At 69.7% G+C, this 15787-nt stretch carries 15 protein-coding genes; 10 read left to right on the top strand and 5 right to left on the bottom strand.

The features are described from left to right. The first annotated feature begins 12 nt into the window (after positions 1–12). From LXN01_RS05635 to LXN01_RS05620, 4 genes are all read left to right on the top strand, one after another. Positions 13–972, top strand: a complete 960-nt coding sequence (locus tag LXN01_RS05635) for a cation diffusion facilitator family transporter (RefSeq protein WP_236863606.1) — start codon at positions 13–15, stop codon at positions 970–972. A gap of 64 nt (positions 973–1036) precedes the next feature. Beyond that, the gene (locus tag LXN01_RS05630) at positions 1037–1525 is read left to right on the top strand and encodes a transporter substrate-binding domain-containing protein (RefSeq protein ID WP_236863604.1); all 489 of its coding nucleotides are present in this window, start codon (positions 1037–1039) and stop codon (positions 1523–1525) included. Beyond that, complete coding sequence (locus LXN01_RS05625; protein WP_236863603.1) at positions 1522–2529, top strand: cation diffusion facilitator family transporter; 1008 nt, start codon at positions 1522–1524, stop codon at positions 2527–2529. The genes LXN01_RS05630 and LXN01_RS05625 overlap by 4 nt, the downstream gene beginning before the upstream one ends. Positions 2530–2597: 68 nt before the next feature. After that, complete coding sequence (locus LXN01_RS05620) at positions 2598–3401, top strand: thioesterase family protein (protein WP_236863601.1); 804 nt, start codon at positions 2598–2600, stop codon at positions 3399–3401. A 53-nt stretch (positions 3402–3454) separates the two neighbouring features. Here LXN01_RS05620 and menC read toward each other — a convergent pair whose 3' ends face one another. Then, on the bottom strand, positions 3455–4579 hold the full coding sequence (menC, locus tag LXN01_RS05615) for an o-succinylbenzoate synthase (protein ID WP_236863599.1): 1125 nt from the start codon (positions 4577–4579) through the stop codon (positions 3455–3457). A 221-nt stretch (positions 4580–4800) separates the two neighbouring features. Between menC and LXN01_RS05610 the strand changes: the two genes are divergently transcribed. Next, a complete protein-coding gene (locus tag LXN01_RS05610; protein ID WP_236863597.1) occupies positions 4801–5871 on the top strand; it encodes an FkbM family methyltransferase in 1071 nt (356 codons plus the stop codon). Between the two features lie 69 nt (positions 5872–5940). Here the strand turns inward: LXN01_RS05610 and LXN01_RS05605 are convergent, their stop codons facing one another. Then, on the bottom strand, positions 5941–7098 hold the full coding sequence (locus LXN01_RS05605) for a M20 family metallopeptidase (protein WP_336885233.1): 1158 nt from the start codon (positions 7096–7098) through the stop codon (positions 5941–5943). A 108-nt stretch (positions 7099–7206) separates the two neighbouring features. Between LXN01_RS05605 and LXN01_RS05600 the strand changes: the two genes are divergently transcribed. Continuing rightward, positions 7207–8697 (top strand): glutamate-cysteine ligase family protein, encoded by a 1491-nt coding sequence (locus LXN01_RS05600; RefSeq protein ID WP_236863595.1) that lies wholly within the window; start codon positions 7207–7209, stop codon positions 8695–8697. A gap of 137 nt (positions 8698–8834) precedes the next feature. Continuing rightward, a complete protein-coding gene (locus LXN01_RS05595) occupies positions 8835–10073 on the top strand; it encodes a pyridoxal phosphate-dependent aminotransferase (RefSeq protein WP_236863593.1) in 1239 nt (412 codons plus the stop codon). A 22-nt stretch (positions 10074–10095) separates the two neighbouring features. On the opposite strand, the gene LXN01_RS05590 is transcribed toward LXN01_RS05595, so the two are convergent. The 3 genes from LXN01_RS05590 to LXN01_RS05580 form a co-directional block, all read right to left on the bottom strand. Further along, on the bottom strand, positions 10096–10491 hold the full coding sequence (locus LXN01_RS05590; RefSeq protein WP_336885232.1) for an ArsR/SmtB family transcription factor: 396 nt from the start codon (positions 10489–10491) through the stop codon (positions 10096–10098). Positions 10492–10666: 175 nt separating this feature from the next. Then, positions 10667–11251 carry a peptidoglycan-binding protein gene (locus tag LXN01_RS05585; RefSeq protein WP_236863592.1) on the bottom strand — a complete coding sequence of 195 codons (585 nt, stop codon included), beginning with the start codon at positions 11249–11251 and terminating at the stop codon, positions 10667–10669. 18 nt (positions 11252–11269) lie between these two features. Beyond that, positions 11270–13201: an acetate--CoA ligase gene (locus tag LXN01_RS05580; RefSeq protein ID WP_425547654.1), complete on the bottom strand. Its 1932-nt coding sequence runs from the start codon at positions 13199–13201 to the stop codon at positions 11270–11272. Positions 13202–13381: 180 nt separating this feature from the next. Between LXN01_RS05580 and LXN01_RS05575 the strand changes: the two genes are divergently transcribed. From LXN01_RS05575 to LXN01_RS05565, 3 genes are all read left to right on the top strand, one after another. After that, positions 13382–13735: a hypothetical protein gene (locus LXN01_RS05575; RefSeq protein WP_236863590.1), complete on the top strand. Its 354-nt coding sequence runs from the start codon at positions 13382–13384 to the stop codon at positions 13733–13735. A 93-nt stretch (positions 13736–13828) separates the two neighbouring features. Further along, complete coding sequence (locus LXN01_RS05570) at positions 13829–14572, top strand: enoyl-CoA hydratase/isomerase family protein (RefSeq protein WP_236863589.1); 744 nt, start codon at positions 13829–13831, stop codon at positions 14570–14572. Between the two features lie 3 nt (positions 14573–14575). Continuing rightward, the gene (locus LXN01_RS05565; protein WP_236863587.1) at positions 14576–15778 is read left to right on the top strand and encodes an acyl-CoA dehydrogenase family protein; all 1203 of its coding nucleotides are present in this window, start codon (positions 14576–14578) and stop codon (positions 15776–15778) included. Positions 15779–15787: the final 9 nt, after the last annotated feature.

Genomic DNA, 15787 nt, shown 5'->3' with positions numbered 1-15787 from the left:
CAGGAGGGTCGGATGGGAGCGGGCCACAGCCACGGTGAGGGCCAGTCGCGCCGGCGGTTGGGGGTCGTCCTCGGACTGACCGCTGTCGTCTTCCTCGCCGAGGTGCTCGGCGCAGTCGTCACCGGCTCCCTGGCGCTGCTCACCGACGCCGGTCACATGCTCGTCGACGTGCTCGGTCTGGGAATGGCCTTCTTCGCCGCAGGGCTGATGCTGCGGCCGGCCACCGGTCGGCGGACCTGGGGTCTGCGTCGCGCCGAGGTGCTCGCGGCCGGCGCGCAGGCCACTCTGCTCACGGTCGTGGGCCTGTATGCCGTCGGGGAGGGCATCAGCCGACTCGCGGACCCGCCCGAGGTGCCCGGCCCCGAACTGCTCGCGTTCGGCGTGGTCGGTCTGGCGGCGAACGTCATCGGACTCCTCGTGCTCCACGGCGGTCGGCACCAGGGTCTGAACATGCGGGCCGCGTTCCTCGAAGTCGCGGCGGACGCGCTGGGCTCGGTCGCGGTCATCGCCGCGGCGGCAGTCATCTGGACGACCGGCTGGACCCGGGCGGACGCCGTCGCCGGCATCCTGATCGCCGTGATCATCATCCCGCGAGCGTTCTTCATCCTGCGCGAGGTGCTCCACATCCTGCTCGAGGGCACGCCGCCGCAGATCGATGTCGGAGAAGTCCGCCGGCACATCCTCAGCCGGCCGCACGTGCTGGGAGTGCACGATCTGCACATCTCCCTCATCGACTCGAAGATGCCGGTGCTCACCGCGCACGTCGTGCTGGAGGACGAGTGCTTCCGCGACGAGTGCGCGCCGGAGATCCTCCAGGACCTGCAGGCATGCGTCGGTGAGCACTTCGAGCCCGCCATCACGCACTCGACGTTCCAGCTCGAGCGCGCCGGCCATGCACGCAGGGAACATCTCGCGGGCCTCTGCGGCGCCTCGGATGATGCCCCCGGATCAAGGCGGGGCAGGCTATCTTGATGACACCAGGCGGAGGTGCGGCAGGACAGCCGACACCGGCACGATGCGGTCGGAGGGAGCTGCTGTGGCGTCGCGTTGGGCAGGGATCAGACGGGGTGGTGCGGCGGTCGTGCTCCTCCTGCTGACCGGGTGCGGGGTCAGCATTCCGGCGGATCCGCAGGGCACGCTTGAGCGGGTCAGCGGCGGGGAGCTGCGGGTGGGAATCTCGCACCAGCCCCCGTGGACCGACATCACGGGGTCCGAGGCCCCGTCCGGCATCGAGGTGGACCTCGTGGAGGAGTTCGCCGGAGCGATCGATGCCGAGGTCGCGTGGACTCCGGGCGGCGAGGAGCAGCTGATGATGCAGCTCCAGGAGGACCAACTCGACATGATCGTCGGGGGCTTCACCGACTCCTCGCCATGGACGTCGCATGCGGCGCTGACCACGCCCTACGTGGAGACGAAGGGCCTGGACGGCTCCACCGCCAAGCACGTGATGGCAACCGTGATGGGTGAGAACGAATTCACGACCACCCTCGAGCAGTTCCTCCTCGACCAGGACGTGCGACTGTGAACGGGTCCTCGCGCGCAGGCGCCGAACGCTATCGCTTCGGCCACACCGAACTGCCGGAAAAACCCGCGAAGGCGCTCAGGCGTGCGATCCGCCTGGAGTGGATCGACCTGGTCATCCGCGTGGTCACAGTGGTCGCGATGATCCTGGTCGCGGGCAACTCTCAAGCGATGAAGGCGGCCTGGATCGAGGACGCGCTGTCCTTCCTGCCGCCGATCGCCTTCCTCATCGCAGTCCGGATCGCTCGGCGTCGCCCGACCGAAGCCCACCCGTACGGCTTCCACCGCTCTGTTGGGGTCGCCCATCTGGTGGCGGCGACGACGCTGCTGGGCATGGGCGGGTACCTGCTGATCGATTCCGCGCTGGGGCTGCTCACCGCCGAGCACCCGCCGATCGGATTGATCGAGATCTTCGGGACGACCGTGTGGCTGGGCTGGCTGATGATCCCGACCGTGCTGCTGACGGCGATCCCGCCGATGATCCTCGGGCGCATGAAGCTCAAGCTCGCGCCCGTCCTGCACAACAAGGTGCTCTACGCCGACGCCGATATGAACAAGGCCGACTGGATGACCGCGCTCACCACGGCGGTCGGAGTGTTCGGCATCGGCATCGGGCTGTGGTGGGCGGACTCCGCGGCTGCGATCCTGATCTCCTTCAGCATCATCTCCGACGGCTGGAAGAACCTCCGCTCGGCAGTCGCCGATCTCATGGACAGGCGCGCCACCACCTTCGACGCGAAGGAGCCGCACCCGCTCATCGACGAGGTCGACGAGCTGCTGACCGGCATCGACTGGGTCGAGGATGCGGAGTGCCGGATCAGGGACGAAGGCCACGTCTTCCACATCGAGGCCTTCGTCGTTCCCCGGAACGGCCGGATGCCGACTCTCGATCAGCTCGCCGAGGCGCGCGAGGCGTGCGTCGACCTCGACTGGAAGGTGCAGGACATGGTGATCGTCCCCGTCGAGAAGCTGCCCGAGGAGTTCCTGCCGCAGCTGCGCTCCGCGTAGGCCCAGCCGTCCACTGCTAGGGTCGGCGGTGGAACCTGGCAGTCCCCCGAGCGAAGGAGCTTGTGCCGATGGAGGCCTTCTACCGTCAGATCGATGACAACCGGTTCGAGTCGACGCCGATGACGGCCGGCCCGTGGAGTCCCGAGCACCAGCATGCCGGACCGCCCTCGGCGCTGCTCGCTCGGCAGATGGCGGCGGTTGACCCGCGAGAGGGCCAGCGGCTGGCCGATGTGCGGGTCGACATCCTCGGCCCGGTGCCGGTCGTTCCGCTGGAGATCTCGGTCGAGGTGATCCGCGGGGGACGGTCGATGGAGCTGGTGTCGGCGAGCGCCTCGGCGAACGGACGGCCCGCCCTCGTGGCCCGCGCCTGGCGCATCCTGGCCGCGCCCGACAGCTATCCCGAGGTGCCCGGCCGACGCGATCCCGAAGACCCGCGGCTGCTGCCCGACGATGTCCCGCCCGCTGAGGAGAAGCTGTCGACGATCCCGGGTGCACATACGGGTGGGTACGGCTCGGCAATCGAATGGCGCTTCCTCGAAGGCGGTGCGGGAACCCGAGCTCCGGCAGTGGCGTGGGGGCGGCAGCTCAATCAGCTGGTCGAGGGGGAGGAACCGACGGGATGGCAGCGGACGCTCGTGCTGGCCGACTCCGGGGGCGGGATCAGCCTGCCCGTCGACCCGCTCTCGCACCGCCTCATCAACTGCGATCTCCATGTCGTCCTGGACCGGGAGCCGACGGGGGAGTGGGTGCGCATGAACTCGCAGTCGATCGTCACCCCGGGCGAAGGCGGCCTGGTCCACACCGAGCTCGCCGATGCGAAGGGCGGGATCGGCTACGGCCTGCAGACGATGGTGGCCCAGAACATCGGCTGACGCAGCGGGCAGGGATGGACCTCCCGCCGCGCCTTCCGCCGGCCCGGGCCGGATCACGCGCTCGCGGGGACGATCTCCAGGATCTCGGTGGTGAACTTCGCGAGCTTGCCCTTATCGACGGTCACGCCGAAGCCGGGTCCCCTCGGCACATCGACGACTCCGTCGTGCATGACGATCTCCTCGGTGATGTCCTCGTGGAAGAACCGGTTCGAGCCGGAGACGTCACCCGGCAGGACGAAGCCGGGCAGGGAGGCCATTGCGGCGTTGGCGGCTCGGCCCAGGCCCGTCTCCACCATTCCACCGTGCCAGACCGCCATCCCGTGGGCGCGCGCCAGGTCGTGGATCCGCCTCGCTTCCAGATAGCCGCCCACGCGGCCGGGCTTGATGTTGATGACGGCGGCCGCCCCGAGCGCGATCGCATCCGCGGCGGCTTCCGCTGAGACGATCGACTCGTCCAGGCACATCGGCGTGGACATCACCCGGGCGAGCTCGGCGTGCTGGCGGATGTCCGCCTCGCCCAGGGGCTGCTCGATGAGCAGCAGCCCGAATGCGTCGAGCTTCTTCAGGTGGGCGGAGTCGGCGAGGGTGTAGGCGGCGTTCGCGTCGACCTGGAACAGGATGTCGCCGAACTCGCGGCGCACGGCGGCGACCGGTTCGATGTCCGCGCCGGGTCGGATCTTGAGCTTGATGCGGGCGTACCCCTCCGCCAGGTATCCGCCGATGACGCGCACCGTGTCCGCGACCGAATCCTGGATCCCGACCGAGACGCCCGAGGGGATCGTGTCCGCCACTCCGCCCAGGTAGTCCTTGAAGGACAGCCGCTGGGACTTCAGCTGCGCCTCGAGGACGGCCATCTCCAGCGCCGCCTTCGACATCCGGTGGCCGATGACGTGGCGCAGATGCCAGCCGACCGTCTCCGCGCGCAGCTCCTCGACATCGAACAGGATCGGGGCCAGCCAGTCCCGCGTCACGGCCATGCCGCCCGACACGTACTCCTCCGAGTACAGCGGCGCCGTCATCGCCACCGACTCGCCCCACCCGGTGACCTGCCCCGACTCGGTGTCGAAGCCGGCCTCGACGAGGTAGCAGTCCTTCTCGGTCTGCCGCGCGAACGAGGTGATGAAGGGGCTGACGAGCGGAATCGAGACACGGTGGAGCGTGAGGGCGCGCAGCTTCACGGGACACTTCCTCGGGGCCGGGAGCGATTGGGCGGAACTGGCCACACCATAGCAAGGGGTGCCGGGCGCCTCGGGGTGCTCGGGAGGGCGAAGGGCGGTGAGATCGGAGAGTGGCCGGTGCCTCGGGCGGACGCGGGGGGAGGGCCAGGGGGATGAGATCTGAGGGCACCGGTGTCCGGGTGTGCTTAGGATGAGCGGAGAAGCGTGTCGACACGGAAAGCATGGCGATGGCAGAGCAGGACTTTCGGGCGTCACCGCGGGGACGCAGGCAATCCTGGTTCGGACTCAAACCGGGGATCAAGACCGCATTGGCCGGCTCCGGGATCCATCCGGTCCTGCAAGCGTCGCAGCGGCTGCTGCCCGGGCTGTCGATCAGGAGACTGCCGGCCCCGGCCGGTCTCGCTGAAGTCGTCGCCGAGGTCGACGGCGAGCGCTTCGTCCTGCTGGACCCGGCCCGCTGCGAGATCGCCAAGGAGATGTACTGGGGCAGGGGGCGACGCCCGGTGTCCGGTGATGCGCTCGCGCTCGACGTGATGGCGCGGCTGTCACGGGATGCCGACGTGTTCCTCGATGTCGGCGCCTACACGGGAGTGTTCACCCTCGCCGCGCTGACGGCGAATCCGCGGCTTCACGCCCACGCCTTCGAGATGGTGCCTGCCGTCGCGGAAGGGCTGGTGCGCAATCTGGAGCGCAACGGCGTCACCGACCGAGCCACGGTCCACCGCGCCGGGGTCGGCCGTCCGGGCGAGAGGATGACGGTGCCGTCGGGGGAGGGCGGCTCGGCGCTGCCGTCCTTCTACTCCGCGCGGCTGTCTTTCAGCGCCGGCGTCGAGGTGGAGTTCGTCTCCCTCGACTCGCTCATCGCGGACGTGGCGGGTGGGGCCGAGAGCGGCGACGTCTCCGCGGCGGCCACGGGGGCCGAGAGCGGCGACGACTCCGAGGCGGCCACGGGGGCCGAGCACGAACCGAGCACCGAGGCGGAAGCAGGCGTGCAGAGCCCGATCGTCGCCATGAAGGTCGACGTCGAGGGAACCGAGAACACTGTGTTCGCTCACGGTCAGGAGTTCCTCGCCCGCTTCACTCCGGACATTCTGTGCGAGGTGCTGGTCGAGCACGCCGAACCCCGCGAGCTCGAGGTGCTGCTGGCTCCCCACGGCTACTCGTACTATCTGGTGTGCGACGACGTGCTGGAGCTGCGTGCGCGAATCACGCCGGACCCCAGGCACCGCGATTGGCTATTCACCACCCGCTCTCCGGAGGACCTCGCGGAGTTCGCCCCCGTCACCGATTGAGGCCGGCACCGGCTCGGTGCGGCGGCGGAGGCAGCCGCGCCTCAGCCGACAGGTCCAGCCGGCCCCGGCTCAGGCCAGCTGGTCGGCGATGAGGGCGGCGAGCAGCGCGGTGCGCGGCGGGATGTACTCGATGAGGGCGTGCTCGTGCTCGGCGTGCGCTCCATCGCCCACCGCGCCCAGGCCGTCGAGGGTCGGGATGCCGTCGCCGGCGGTGAAGTTCCCGTCCGAGGCGCCCCCGACAGCGGCGCCGCGCGGCGCCTCGATGCCCAGCTGCGCGGCGAGCTCGACGGCTCGCGCGAACAGTCCAGCGGAGATCTCGGGTTCGAAGGGCGGCCGGTTGATCCCACCGAGCACCTCGATCCGCGTGCCCTCGATGTGCGGAGTCAGCGAGCAGATGGCGTCGTGGACCCGCCGCTGTTCGGCAGCGGTCAGCGCCCGCACGTCGACGTCGAACTGGGCCCGCGCCGGCACGGTGTTCGTGGTGGTGCCGCCCGAGAACACGGTGGGAGTGACCGTTGTCTGCAGCTCCGGGTCGGACAGCGCCGCGACCGCTTGCATCTGGTGGGCGAGTTCGAGGCCGGCGTGGATCCCCTTCTCCGGTTCGAGCCCGGCGTGCGCGGCCCTGCCATGGATGACGACCGTGTACATCGAGGTGCCCTTGCGCGACAGCTTGAGCGCGCCGCCGGCCGACGCCTCCATAACGTACGCCGCACGCGCCTCGCGCGCCTCGGCGCGGATCAGCTCCGACGACGTGGTGGAGCCGACCTCCTCATCTCCGGTGACGAGGATGCTCAGGCCATCGATCGCCTCGGGTCCGGCGGATTCGATGAGCATCTTGGTGGCCCACACGCTCATGATGGCCCCGGTGAGCATGTCGAAGCTGCCCGGTCCGCGCAGGACGCCCTCGGAGACCGAGTACGGCAGCCGGTCCAGTGTGCCGTGCGGCCAGACGGTGTCCTGATGGTTGATGAGCACGACCCTCGCCGGACCGGTGCCGAAGCGCAGCCGCAGGTGGGTGACCCCGTCGATCACCAGCGTCTCCGGAGCTGCGCCGAGGCGCTCCTCGAGCAGGGCCGCGAAGTCCGCGGCACCTCGGGCGACAGCCTCCCGGTCATCGCTGGGCGTCTCGATCGAGATCACCCGCTCGATGTCGGTCAGCATGGCAGGCAGGGCGTCCTGCGCCGCACGCACCAGCGCGGCGTGGTCGAGGGTCGTGGGGCCGGGCACGGGTTCTCCTTGGGCATGACGGATGAGCCGGATCCATCCTAGACCAGGCGGATTCGGCGGCCGCGCGGATGTATGGTCGCTCCGGGACAACTGTGGTTGTCTTGTCCCATGGGTGAGAAGGTCTCCAGGCAGCGATACACACCGCAGCAGCGCACGCGCTACCGCGAACTCCTCAACGATGACCTGGAGACGTTCGACAGCTATCTCCAGGAGGCGTCGTTCGTCGACCAGGGCACGATCGGCATGGAGCTCGAGCTCAACCTCATCGACGACCAGATGCAGCCGACCCGGGTCAACACCGAGGTGCTCGAGGCGATCGACGACCCGGAGTTCCAGACGGAGATCGGCTCGTACAACATCGAGCTCAACCACCCGGTGCTCAGCGTCTCCGGAACGGGCCTGCGGGAGCTCCACGCCGGGCTGCAGGCACGCCTGGCCGCGGCTCACGCCGGCGCGCGGGCGGCCGGGGCGGAGATCGGGATGATCGGCACCCTGCCCACGCTGACCACCGAATTCCTCGAGGACCCGGCGTGGATGACCGATGAGAACCGCTACCGGGCGCTGAACAACGCTGTGCTCGACATGCGCGGCGAGCTCGTCCGCATCGAGATCTCCGACCGTGAGCACTACGAGCACGACTTCGCGGACATCGCTCCCGAATCCAGCTGCACCTCCATGCAGCTGCACCTGCAGGTCGCGCCCAATCGCTTCGCCGATGCATGGAACGCCTCGCAGGCGATCGCCGGCGCGCAGGTGGCCCTGAGTGCGAACTCCCCGCTGTTCCTGGGCCACAAGCTGTGGCACGAGAACCGGATCCCGGTGTTCACCCAGGCGATCGACACCCGGACCCCCGAACTGGTGACGCAGGGAGTGCGGCCCCGGGTGTGGTTCGGCGAGCGGTGGATCACCAGCGTGTTCGACCTGTTCGAGGAGAACGTGCGCTACTTCCCGCCGATGCTGCCGGAATCCCGGGAAGAAGCCGGAGCGCCCGTGATGCAGGGCTCCGCACCCACCCTGCACGCCCTCAACCTCCACAACGGCACGGTCTGGCGCTGGAACCGGCCGATCTACGCGCCCAGCGAGTTCGCCCACCTGCGGGTGGAGAACCGCCTGCTGCCCGCCGGCCCCACCGTCGTCGACATGGTCGCGGACGCGGCGTTCTACTTCGGGCTCGTGAAGTTCCTGACCGCGGAGAACCGGCCGGTGTGGTCGCGGCTGTCCTTCAAGGAGGCGGAGGCGAACTTCTACTCCGCGGCGCGCTCCGGGCTGTACTCCCGACAGGTCTGGCCGAAGGTCGGGCGCGTCGACATCTCCGAACTCGTGCGCGAGGTGCTGGCCCCGCGGGCGCGGCGCGGGCTGCAGGCGCTCGACGCCGACGCCGACGCGATCGACCTCTACATCGGCATCATCGAGGAGCGGGCCCGCACGAGGCAGAACGGCGCAACCTGGCAGCTGCGGACGCTCAATGCGCTGCGGCCCCGCGTCACCCACCCGGATTCGCCGGAGCGGCGCGCGGCGCTGGCCCGCCTCGTGGAGCTGTACACGACCCACCAGCGCACCGAGAAGCCCGTCCATACCTGGCCGGTCGGCGAGACGTGAGGGCAGCACCGGGCGTGATGGCAAGTGCCGGGCGCGATGGCAAGCGCCGGGAGTGATGGGAAGCGCGAGGTGTGCGAACGAGATCAGCAGGTGTGAGGGAATCAGCGAGGTCGGACCGATGTGCCACAGTGGGAGACATGACTGACGACACCGAGCAGCATCGTCCCGTCCCGTCGAGCGCCCAGCCGAAGGTCTCCGCCCGGTCCCAGGAGGTGCGCGCCTTCTCGGTCATGCACATCATCGCGCGCGTCGCCGAACTGCGCGGCGCCGGCCATGACGTGATCTCCCTGTGCGTGGGAGAGCCGTCGCAGGGCGCGCCGATCGGGGTCCGGAAGAAGGCCGCCGAGGTGGTCGTCGACGGCACCGACCTGGGCTACTCGCCGGTGCCGGGCATCATGGAGCTGCGCGAGGCGATCGCGGGCCACTACCGGCGCTGGTACGACCTGGATGTGCCGGTCGAGCGCGTGTTCGTCACCACCGGCTCATCGGGTGCCTTCCAGCTGGCCTTCCTGGCCGCCTTCGACGTGGGCGACCGGGTGGCGCTGGCCCGGCCTGGATATGCCGCGTACAAGAACATCCTGGCCGCGCTCGGCTGCGAGGTCATCGAGCTCGACTGCGGCGTGGAGGAGCGATTCCAGCCCACGGTGGAGCTGCTCGAGGCGGCCCACGCCCAGGCGCCCCTGTCCGGTCTCATGCTCGCCTCGCCCGCCAACCCCACCGGCACCATGATCGACGCGGAGCTGTTCGCCGAACTCGCCGGCTGGTGTCGGACGCACGGCGTGCGCCTGATCTCCGACGAGATCTATCACGGGATCACGTACACCGGTGCCAAGGGCGAATGCGCGCTCGCCTTCGACGATGATTCGGTCGTGATCTCCTCGTTCTCCAAGTACTGGGGGATGACCGGATGGCGGCTGGGTTGGGCCATCCTGCCGCCGGACCTCGTCGAGCCGTGCAACGCGCTGGCCGGCAACCTCAGTCTGTGCGCCCCGGTGCCCGCCCAGTTCGCCGCCGTCGAGGCGTTCACGGAGGCCTCCTACGCGGAGGGAGATGCCGCGGTCGCCGGATTCGCAGCCGCCCGTCAGTACGTGCTCGATGCCGTCGAGGAGCTCGGCTGGACGGACCTCGCGCCGGCGGACGGAGCCTTCTACATGTACGCCTACATCGACGACGTGCTCGGTCCCTATGCGACGGCCACGCAGTGGTGCGAGGCGCTGCTGGAATCCGAGGGGGTGGCATTGAGCCCCGGCCTGGACTTCGACACGGTCAACGGCGACCGGGCGGTGCGCCTGTCGCTGGCCGCCGGCCCGGAGAAGACGTACGAGGCGCTCGAGCGGATCAGGCGATTCCAGGCCGGGCTCGCCGAGCAGCTGTGACGGGCGGCGCCGGGTGGCAGGCCTAGTCGATGGGGGCCTTGGGCTCCTGGGTATGGGCCAGGGCGTCGAGGATGATGTGCGCGACGTGGTCGTCGCTGAGGGAGTAGATCGCCTCCCGGCCGCGGCGCTCGACGCTGACCAGGTGGAGCCCGCGCAGCAGCTTGAGATGCTGGGACACCAGCGGCTGGTAGAGGCCGGTGTGATCGACGATGTTCGTCACCGTCGACGGCCCGTGGGAGAGCACCAGCAGGATGCGCAGGCGGGAGGGGGTGGCCAGCGCCTTGAAGAGCTCGGCGCTGCGTTCGATGGCAGCGGTGTCGTTGACATGATCGAGCCCGTCGTACGCGTCACCGGCGTCCCCGGCCGTCTGAGCGGGCGGGGAATCGCTGTGGAAGCGGGAGTCGGGCTGGTCCGTCATGCACGAGATTCTAGCCCGGGGGGTGGCGCCGAAAGGAGGTTCGAAGGCCGTGGTAAACCGCATAAATCAGCCGCAGCGGTGCGGGAAACCGCAGTGTTCGGCAGGTCGGGGACCTGCCGAGCACGTCTGACCCGACCCGCCGGCGGCGGGGACGCCGAACCGCTCCAGGTCCGGATCAGCTGATCGGGGTGATCGCGGTCTGCGTCCGGATGAGCTCCTCGGCCAGGTCCTGCCACTTGGCGTAGGCGTTCGGATAGGCGGAGCGCTGCACGGCCTGGGCCGCCTCGGTCGGAGTCATCCGCTGCCAGCCGGAGATCTGGCGGAGGCCCGGGTTCACGCCGTCCGGGTTGACGCCGTAGAACGACTTCGCTGCCCAGATCGGGTCCGTCACCTGCTCCGGCGAGCCCCAGCCCTGCGAGGGCCGCTGCTGGAACAGCCCCAGGGAGTCCCGGTCGCCGTAGTCGAGATTGCGCAGCGAGCTCTCCTGCAGCGCGGTCATCAGCGCGATGACGACTGCGCTGTCGGGCATGTCGGCGCCGCGGCCGATCGCGATGATCGTGCGCGCGTTGTGCAGCTGGGCATCGTCGAGCCGGTCCACGCCACTCAGCTCCAGCTGCCGGATCGAGGCCGGTGCGATCCCGCTGAGGGCGTTCGCCGCCCAGACGACCACCAGGACGACCCCGAGCAGACCGGCGGTGAGGGCCAGGCCGAGGACGGATCCCGCGACGGGTCCGGAGCGCTTGGCAGATCTGCGGGGCATGTCCTCATGATATCGGCGTCATCCCTCCAGCGCGGGACGGAGGCGTTCGAGCACCTCGGGGTCCTCGATCGTCGAGGGGACGACGACGTCGGTCTGCCCGTCGGCGATCTCGCGCATGGTCTTGCGCAGGATCTTGCCGGAGCGGGTCTTGGGCAGCGCGTCGACGATGTCGACCCGGCGCAGCGCGGCCACCGGGCCGATCTCGGAGCGGACCTTGGCGACGAGCTCGGACTTGACCTGCTCGACGTCGAGGTCCGGGATGTCCTTGAGGACTGCGAACGCGCGCGGCATCTGGCCCTTGGTCTCGTCGTGGACGCCGATCACCGCGGACTCGGCGACGGCCGGGTGCGAGGCGATCGCGGCTTCCATCACCCCGGTGCTCAGCCGGTGGCCGGCGACGTTGATGACATCGTCGGTGCGGCCCATCACGTAGACGTAGCCGTCCTCGTCGAGGTGTCCGCTGTCGCCGGTGAGGTAGCAGCCCTCGTAGGCGCTGAGGTAGGAGGAGACGAACCGGTCGTCATCGCCCCAGATGGTCGACATCGTGCCCGGCGGCAGCGGCAGCCGGATGACGATCAGCCCGTCCTCGTTCGGCGGCACGGCGCGGCCGGCCGCGTCGACCACGTCGACCTGGTAGCCGGGCACGGGCAGGGTCGGCGACCCGGGCTTGAGCGGGTACCGCTGGAGGCCGATCGGGTTGGATGCGATCGGCCAGCCGGTCTCGGTCTGCCACCAGTTGTCGATGACCGGGATGTCGTCCCCGGTGGCCTGCCTGAGCACTCGGGTCGTCCACTCGTAGGTGTCGGGGTCGAGGCGCTCACCGGCCTGGAACCATGCGCGCAGCGAGGACAGGTCGTGCTTGCCGATCAGCCGGCCCTCCGGGTCCTCCTTGCGGATGACCCGCATCGCTGTGGGGGCGCCGAAGAACACGTTGACCTGGTGGTCCTCCACGACCCTGAAGAAGGCCGAGGCGTCCGGGGTGCCGATCGGCTTGCCCTCGTAGAGCACTGTGGTCACGCCGGCCAGCAGCGGGCCGTAGACGATGTAGGAGTGGCCGACCACCCAGCCGACGTCGGAGGCGGTGAACATCGTGTCGCCGGGACGCAGGTCGAAGAGGTTCGGCATCGACCAGGCGAGAGCCACCGCGCAGCCGCCGGCGTCGCGCACGATTCCCTTGGGTCTGCCGGTGGTGCCGGAGGTGTAGAGGACGTAGAGCTCGTCGGTGGCGGCCACCGGGGTGCAGGGCGCGCCGTCCGGGGTGGCGGCGAGCAGCTCCTCGTAGTCGAAGTCGCGGCCGGCGATGAGCTCGCAGCGGTGCTGCTCGCGCTGGACGATGACGGTGAAGTCCGGCTGTTCGCGGGCGAGGTCGAGGGCGGAGTCGAGCAGCGGCTTGTACTCGATCACGCGCGAGCGCTCGATGCCGCACGAGGTCGAGATGACGGCCTTCGGGGCCGTGTCGTCGATCCTGACGGCCAGCTCGTGGGCGGAGAAGCCGCCGAACACCACGGAGTGGATGGCGCCGAGGCGGGCGCAGGCGAGCATCGCGACGACGGCCTGCGGAATCATCGGCAGGTAGATGACCACCCGGTCGCCCTTGCCCACCCCCTGGTCGGCCAGGGCCTGGGCGAAGCGGGACACCTCGTCGAGCAGTTCGGCGAAGGTGAAGCGGCGGACCGTGTCGGTGACGGGGGAGTCGTAGACCAGTGCGGTGTCATCACCGCGGCCGGCGGCCACATGCCGGTCGAGCGCGTTGTGGCAGACATTGAGCTCCCCGTCCGGGAACCAGCGGTAGATCGGGGCGCGGGAGTCGTCGAGTGCCCGCGTCGGCGGGGTCGTCCACTCGATGAGCTCGGCGGCCTGAAGCCAGAACCGCTCCGGATCCGCGGCCGCACGATCCGCCGCCGCCGTGTAGGGATTGGGGGCCTCGGGCATCACCGATGAGTCAGTCATGCTCCTATTGTTGCGTCTGCATCGGCCGAGCGGAACCACGACCGGTCGCCCTCCCGCACGGGTCGCCGCTCCGCTCGGTCACGGCCGCCGCGGTGGGACGCCTTTCGCTTCGTGCCGCTCTCCTCGATCGCCGCTCCGCATCGTGTTGCCGCAAGCCCCCCGCACTGCAAGCATGTGTCCATGCGCTATATCGTCGCCATCGGCACCGCCGGGATCGTGGTGCTCCTGTTCCACCTGATGTTCGGGTTCGGCAGTCTGCCGCGCCCCTGGGGAAGCCTGGTGCTGGGCACCATCGCCGGGATCACCATGGTGGCCATCCTCTACATCTGGGAGGTCAGGAAGCCCAGCGAGGATCCCGAGGAGCGCGACAGGCGCCTCCGGATCGAGGAGGCGGCCAAGGCCGAGGCGCGCGAGCTCCGCCGAGCGCAGAAGCGCGACGGCTCCTGGAACCGGCCCATCGACCGCCCCGACGCGGGGGCCGAGGGGCCGGGATCCGTCACCGAGGACGAGGAGAACGGTTCCGACCGGACTTGAATTCCAGGCGATCGATCGTTTGGTAAGCTGGCGTTCACGATGCTGGCAGAGCCGCCGGCTCCTGCGTTCGCGCTTGTTCCCTAGGAGGCGCCCTTGGGCGATCTGGTGATCCGCTCCGACCACGACGGCTGGGCGATGCTGACTCTCAACCGTCCCGAGAAGCTCAACGCGCTGACCGTGGCGCTGTTCGCGCAGCTCCGGGAGCATATCGAAGCCCTGCGGGAGGACGGGGCGATCCGCTGCGTCGTCATCCGCGGCGCGGGCCGCTGCTTCTCCGCAGGCCACGACCTGGCCGACATCGGGGCCGGGGAGACGGTCCCCTCGCGCGGATGGCACAGCGAAACGCTGCGCATGCTCGAGAGTCTGCCCAAGCCGGTCGTCGCCGCGGTCCACGGCCACTGCTACACCGGGGCCCTCGAGGTCGCGCTGGCCGCGGACTTCATCGTCGCCGCCGACGACGCTCGCTTCGGTGACACCCACGCGAAGTGGGCGCTGACTCCGGTCTGGGGCATGTCGCAGCGCCTCCCGCGGCGCGTCGGCGCCGCAACCGCCAAGCGGCTGATGTTCACCGCGGACATGATCGACGCCGCCGAGGCGGTCCGGATCGGACTGGCCGAGTACGCCGTGCCGGCAGCCGACTTCGACGCCGAGATCGAGTCATTGGCGACCCGGATCGCCGACCAGTCGCCGTTCAGCCACGCAGCGAACAAGGAGCTCCTCGACGCCACCGACGGCCAGCCCCTGGACGCCGGGCTGCAGCGCGAAGTCTGGAAGAGCGCCGGGGTCGGACCGGACGCGCAGGACCGGATCGCCGTCTTCACGGGAAAGAAGGGCTGAACGATGGACATCGAACCGAACGTCGACCTCACGCAGTTCCGAGCCGAGGTCGCCGAATTCCTGGACACGGCGCCCACCCCGGAGATCCTTGAGGCCGGGCGGAAGACCACCAGCGCCTTCGCCCCCTACGAACAGGTCATGGCCTGGCACCGCATCCTGCATGCGCGGGGCTGGTCCGCCCCCGACTGGCCCGTGGAGCACGGTGGTCCCGGCTGGACCGTCGAGCAGCGCTACGTCTTCGCCGACGAGCACCAGAAGCGGGGTCTGCCGCCGCTGCTGCCCAACGGCCTGAAGATGGTGGGCCCGCTCCTCATGGAGCTCGGTACGCCTGAGCAGCAGGAGCGCTACCTGCCGGGGATCTTGTCGGGCGAGGACTACTGGACCCAGGGCTACTCCGAACCCGGAGCCGGCTCCGACCTGGCCGCACTGAGCTGCTCGGCCGTCGCGGACGGGGACGACTACATCCTCAACGGGAGCAAGATCTGGACGACGCTGGCCCATCATGCCAACCGGATGTTCATGCTGGTCCGGACCAGCCGTGAGGGGCGCAAGCAGGCCGGCATCACCTTCCTGCTGCTCGACCGGATGGACTATCCCGGCATGGAAGTGCGTCCGATCATCGGGATCGACGGGGCACCGGAGCAGTGCGAGGTGTTCTTCACCGATGTCCGCGTTCCCCAGTCCGGGCGCGTGGGCGCGGAGAACGACGGCTGGTCGGTGGCCAAGCAGCTGCTGAAGCACGAGCGCGGCGGGGGCGCGCAGAGCCCCGCGATGCGCCACCGGCTGGACGTCCTGCGGGCAGCGGCAGCCGCGACGCCGTCCCCCTTCGGCGGCACCCTCGCCGAGGACGCGGTCTTCCAGCGCGATCTCGGCGAGCTCGAGGCCGACGTCGCCTCCCACGAGCACTTCGAGAAGCTTGCGATCAGCGGGCACCCGATCGTCGATGACCCCGCCTATCCCTCGCTCAACAAGGTCATGAGCTCCGAGCTCACCCAGCGCATCTCGGTCCTGATGACCCGCGTCGTCGGACTCGACGCGCTGCCGGATCAGCGCGCGGCACTGCTCGTCGGCTCCGACACCGAGGCGCTCGGCGACGATCTCGCGCTGATCGCGATGCCGTTCTACCTCAACAGCCGTGCCACCACCATCTACGCGGGCACCAACGAGGTGCAGCGCGATCTGATCGCCCGCTCCCTGAGAGCCTGACCGGAGGCC

Source organism: Brevibacterium daeguense (assembly GCF_021729135.1).
Lineage (GTDB): Bacteria > Actinomycetota > Actinomycetes > Actinomycetales > Brevibacteriaceae > Brevibacterium > Brevibacterium daeguense.
Note: the sequence above shows the minus strand (reverse complement) of the source record. Positions and strands in the feature narration are given on the sequence as shown.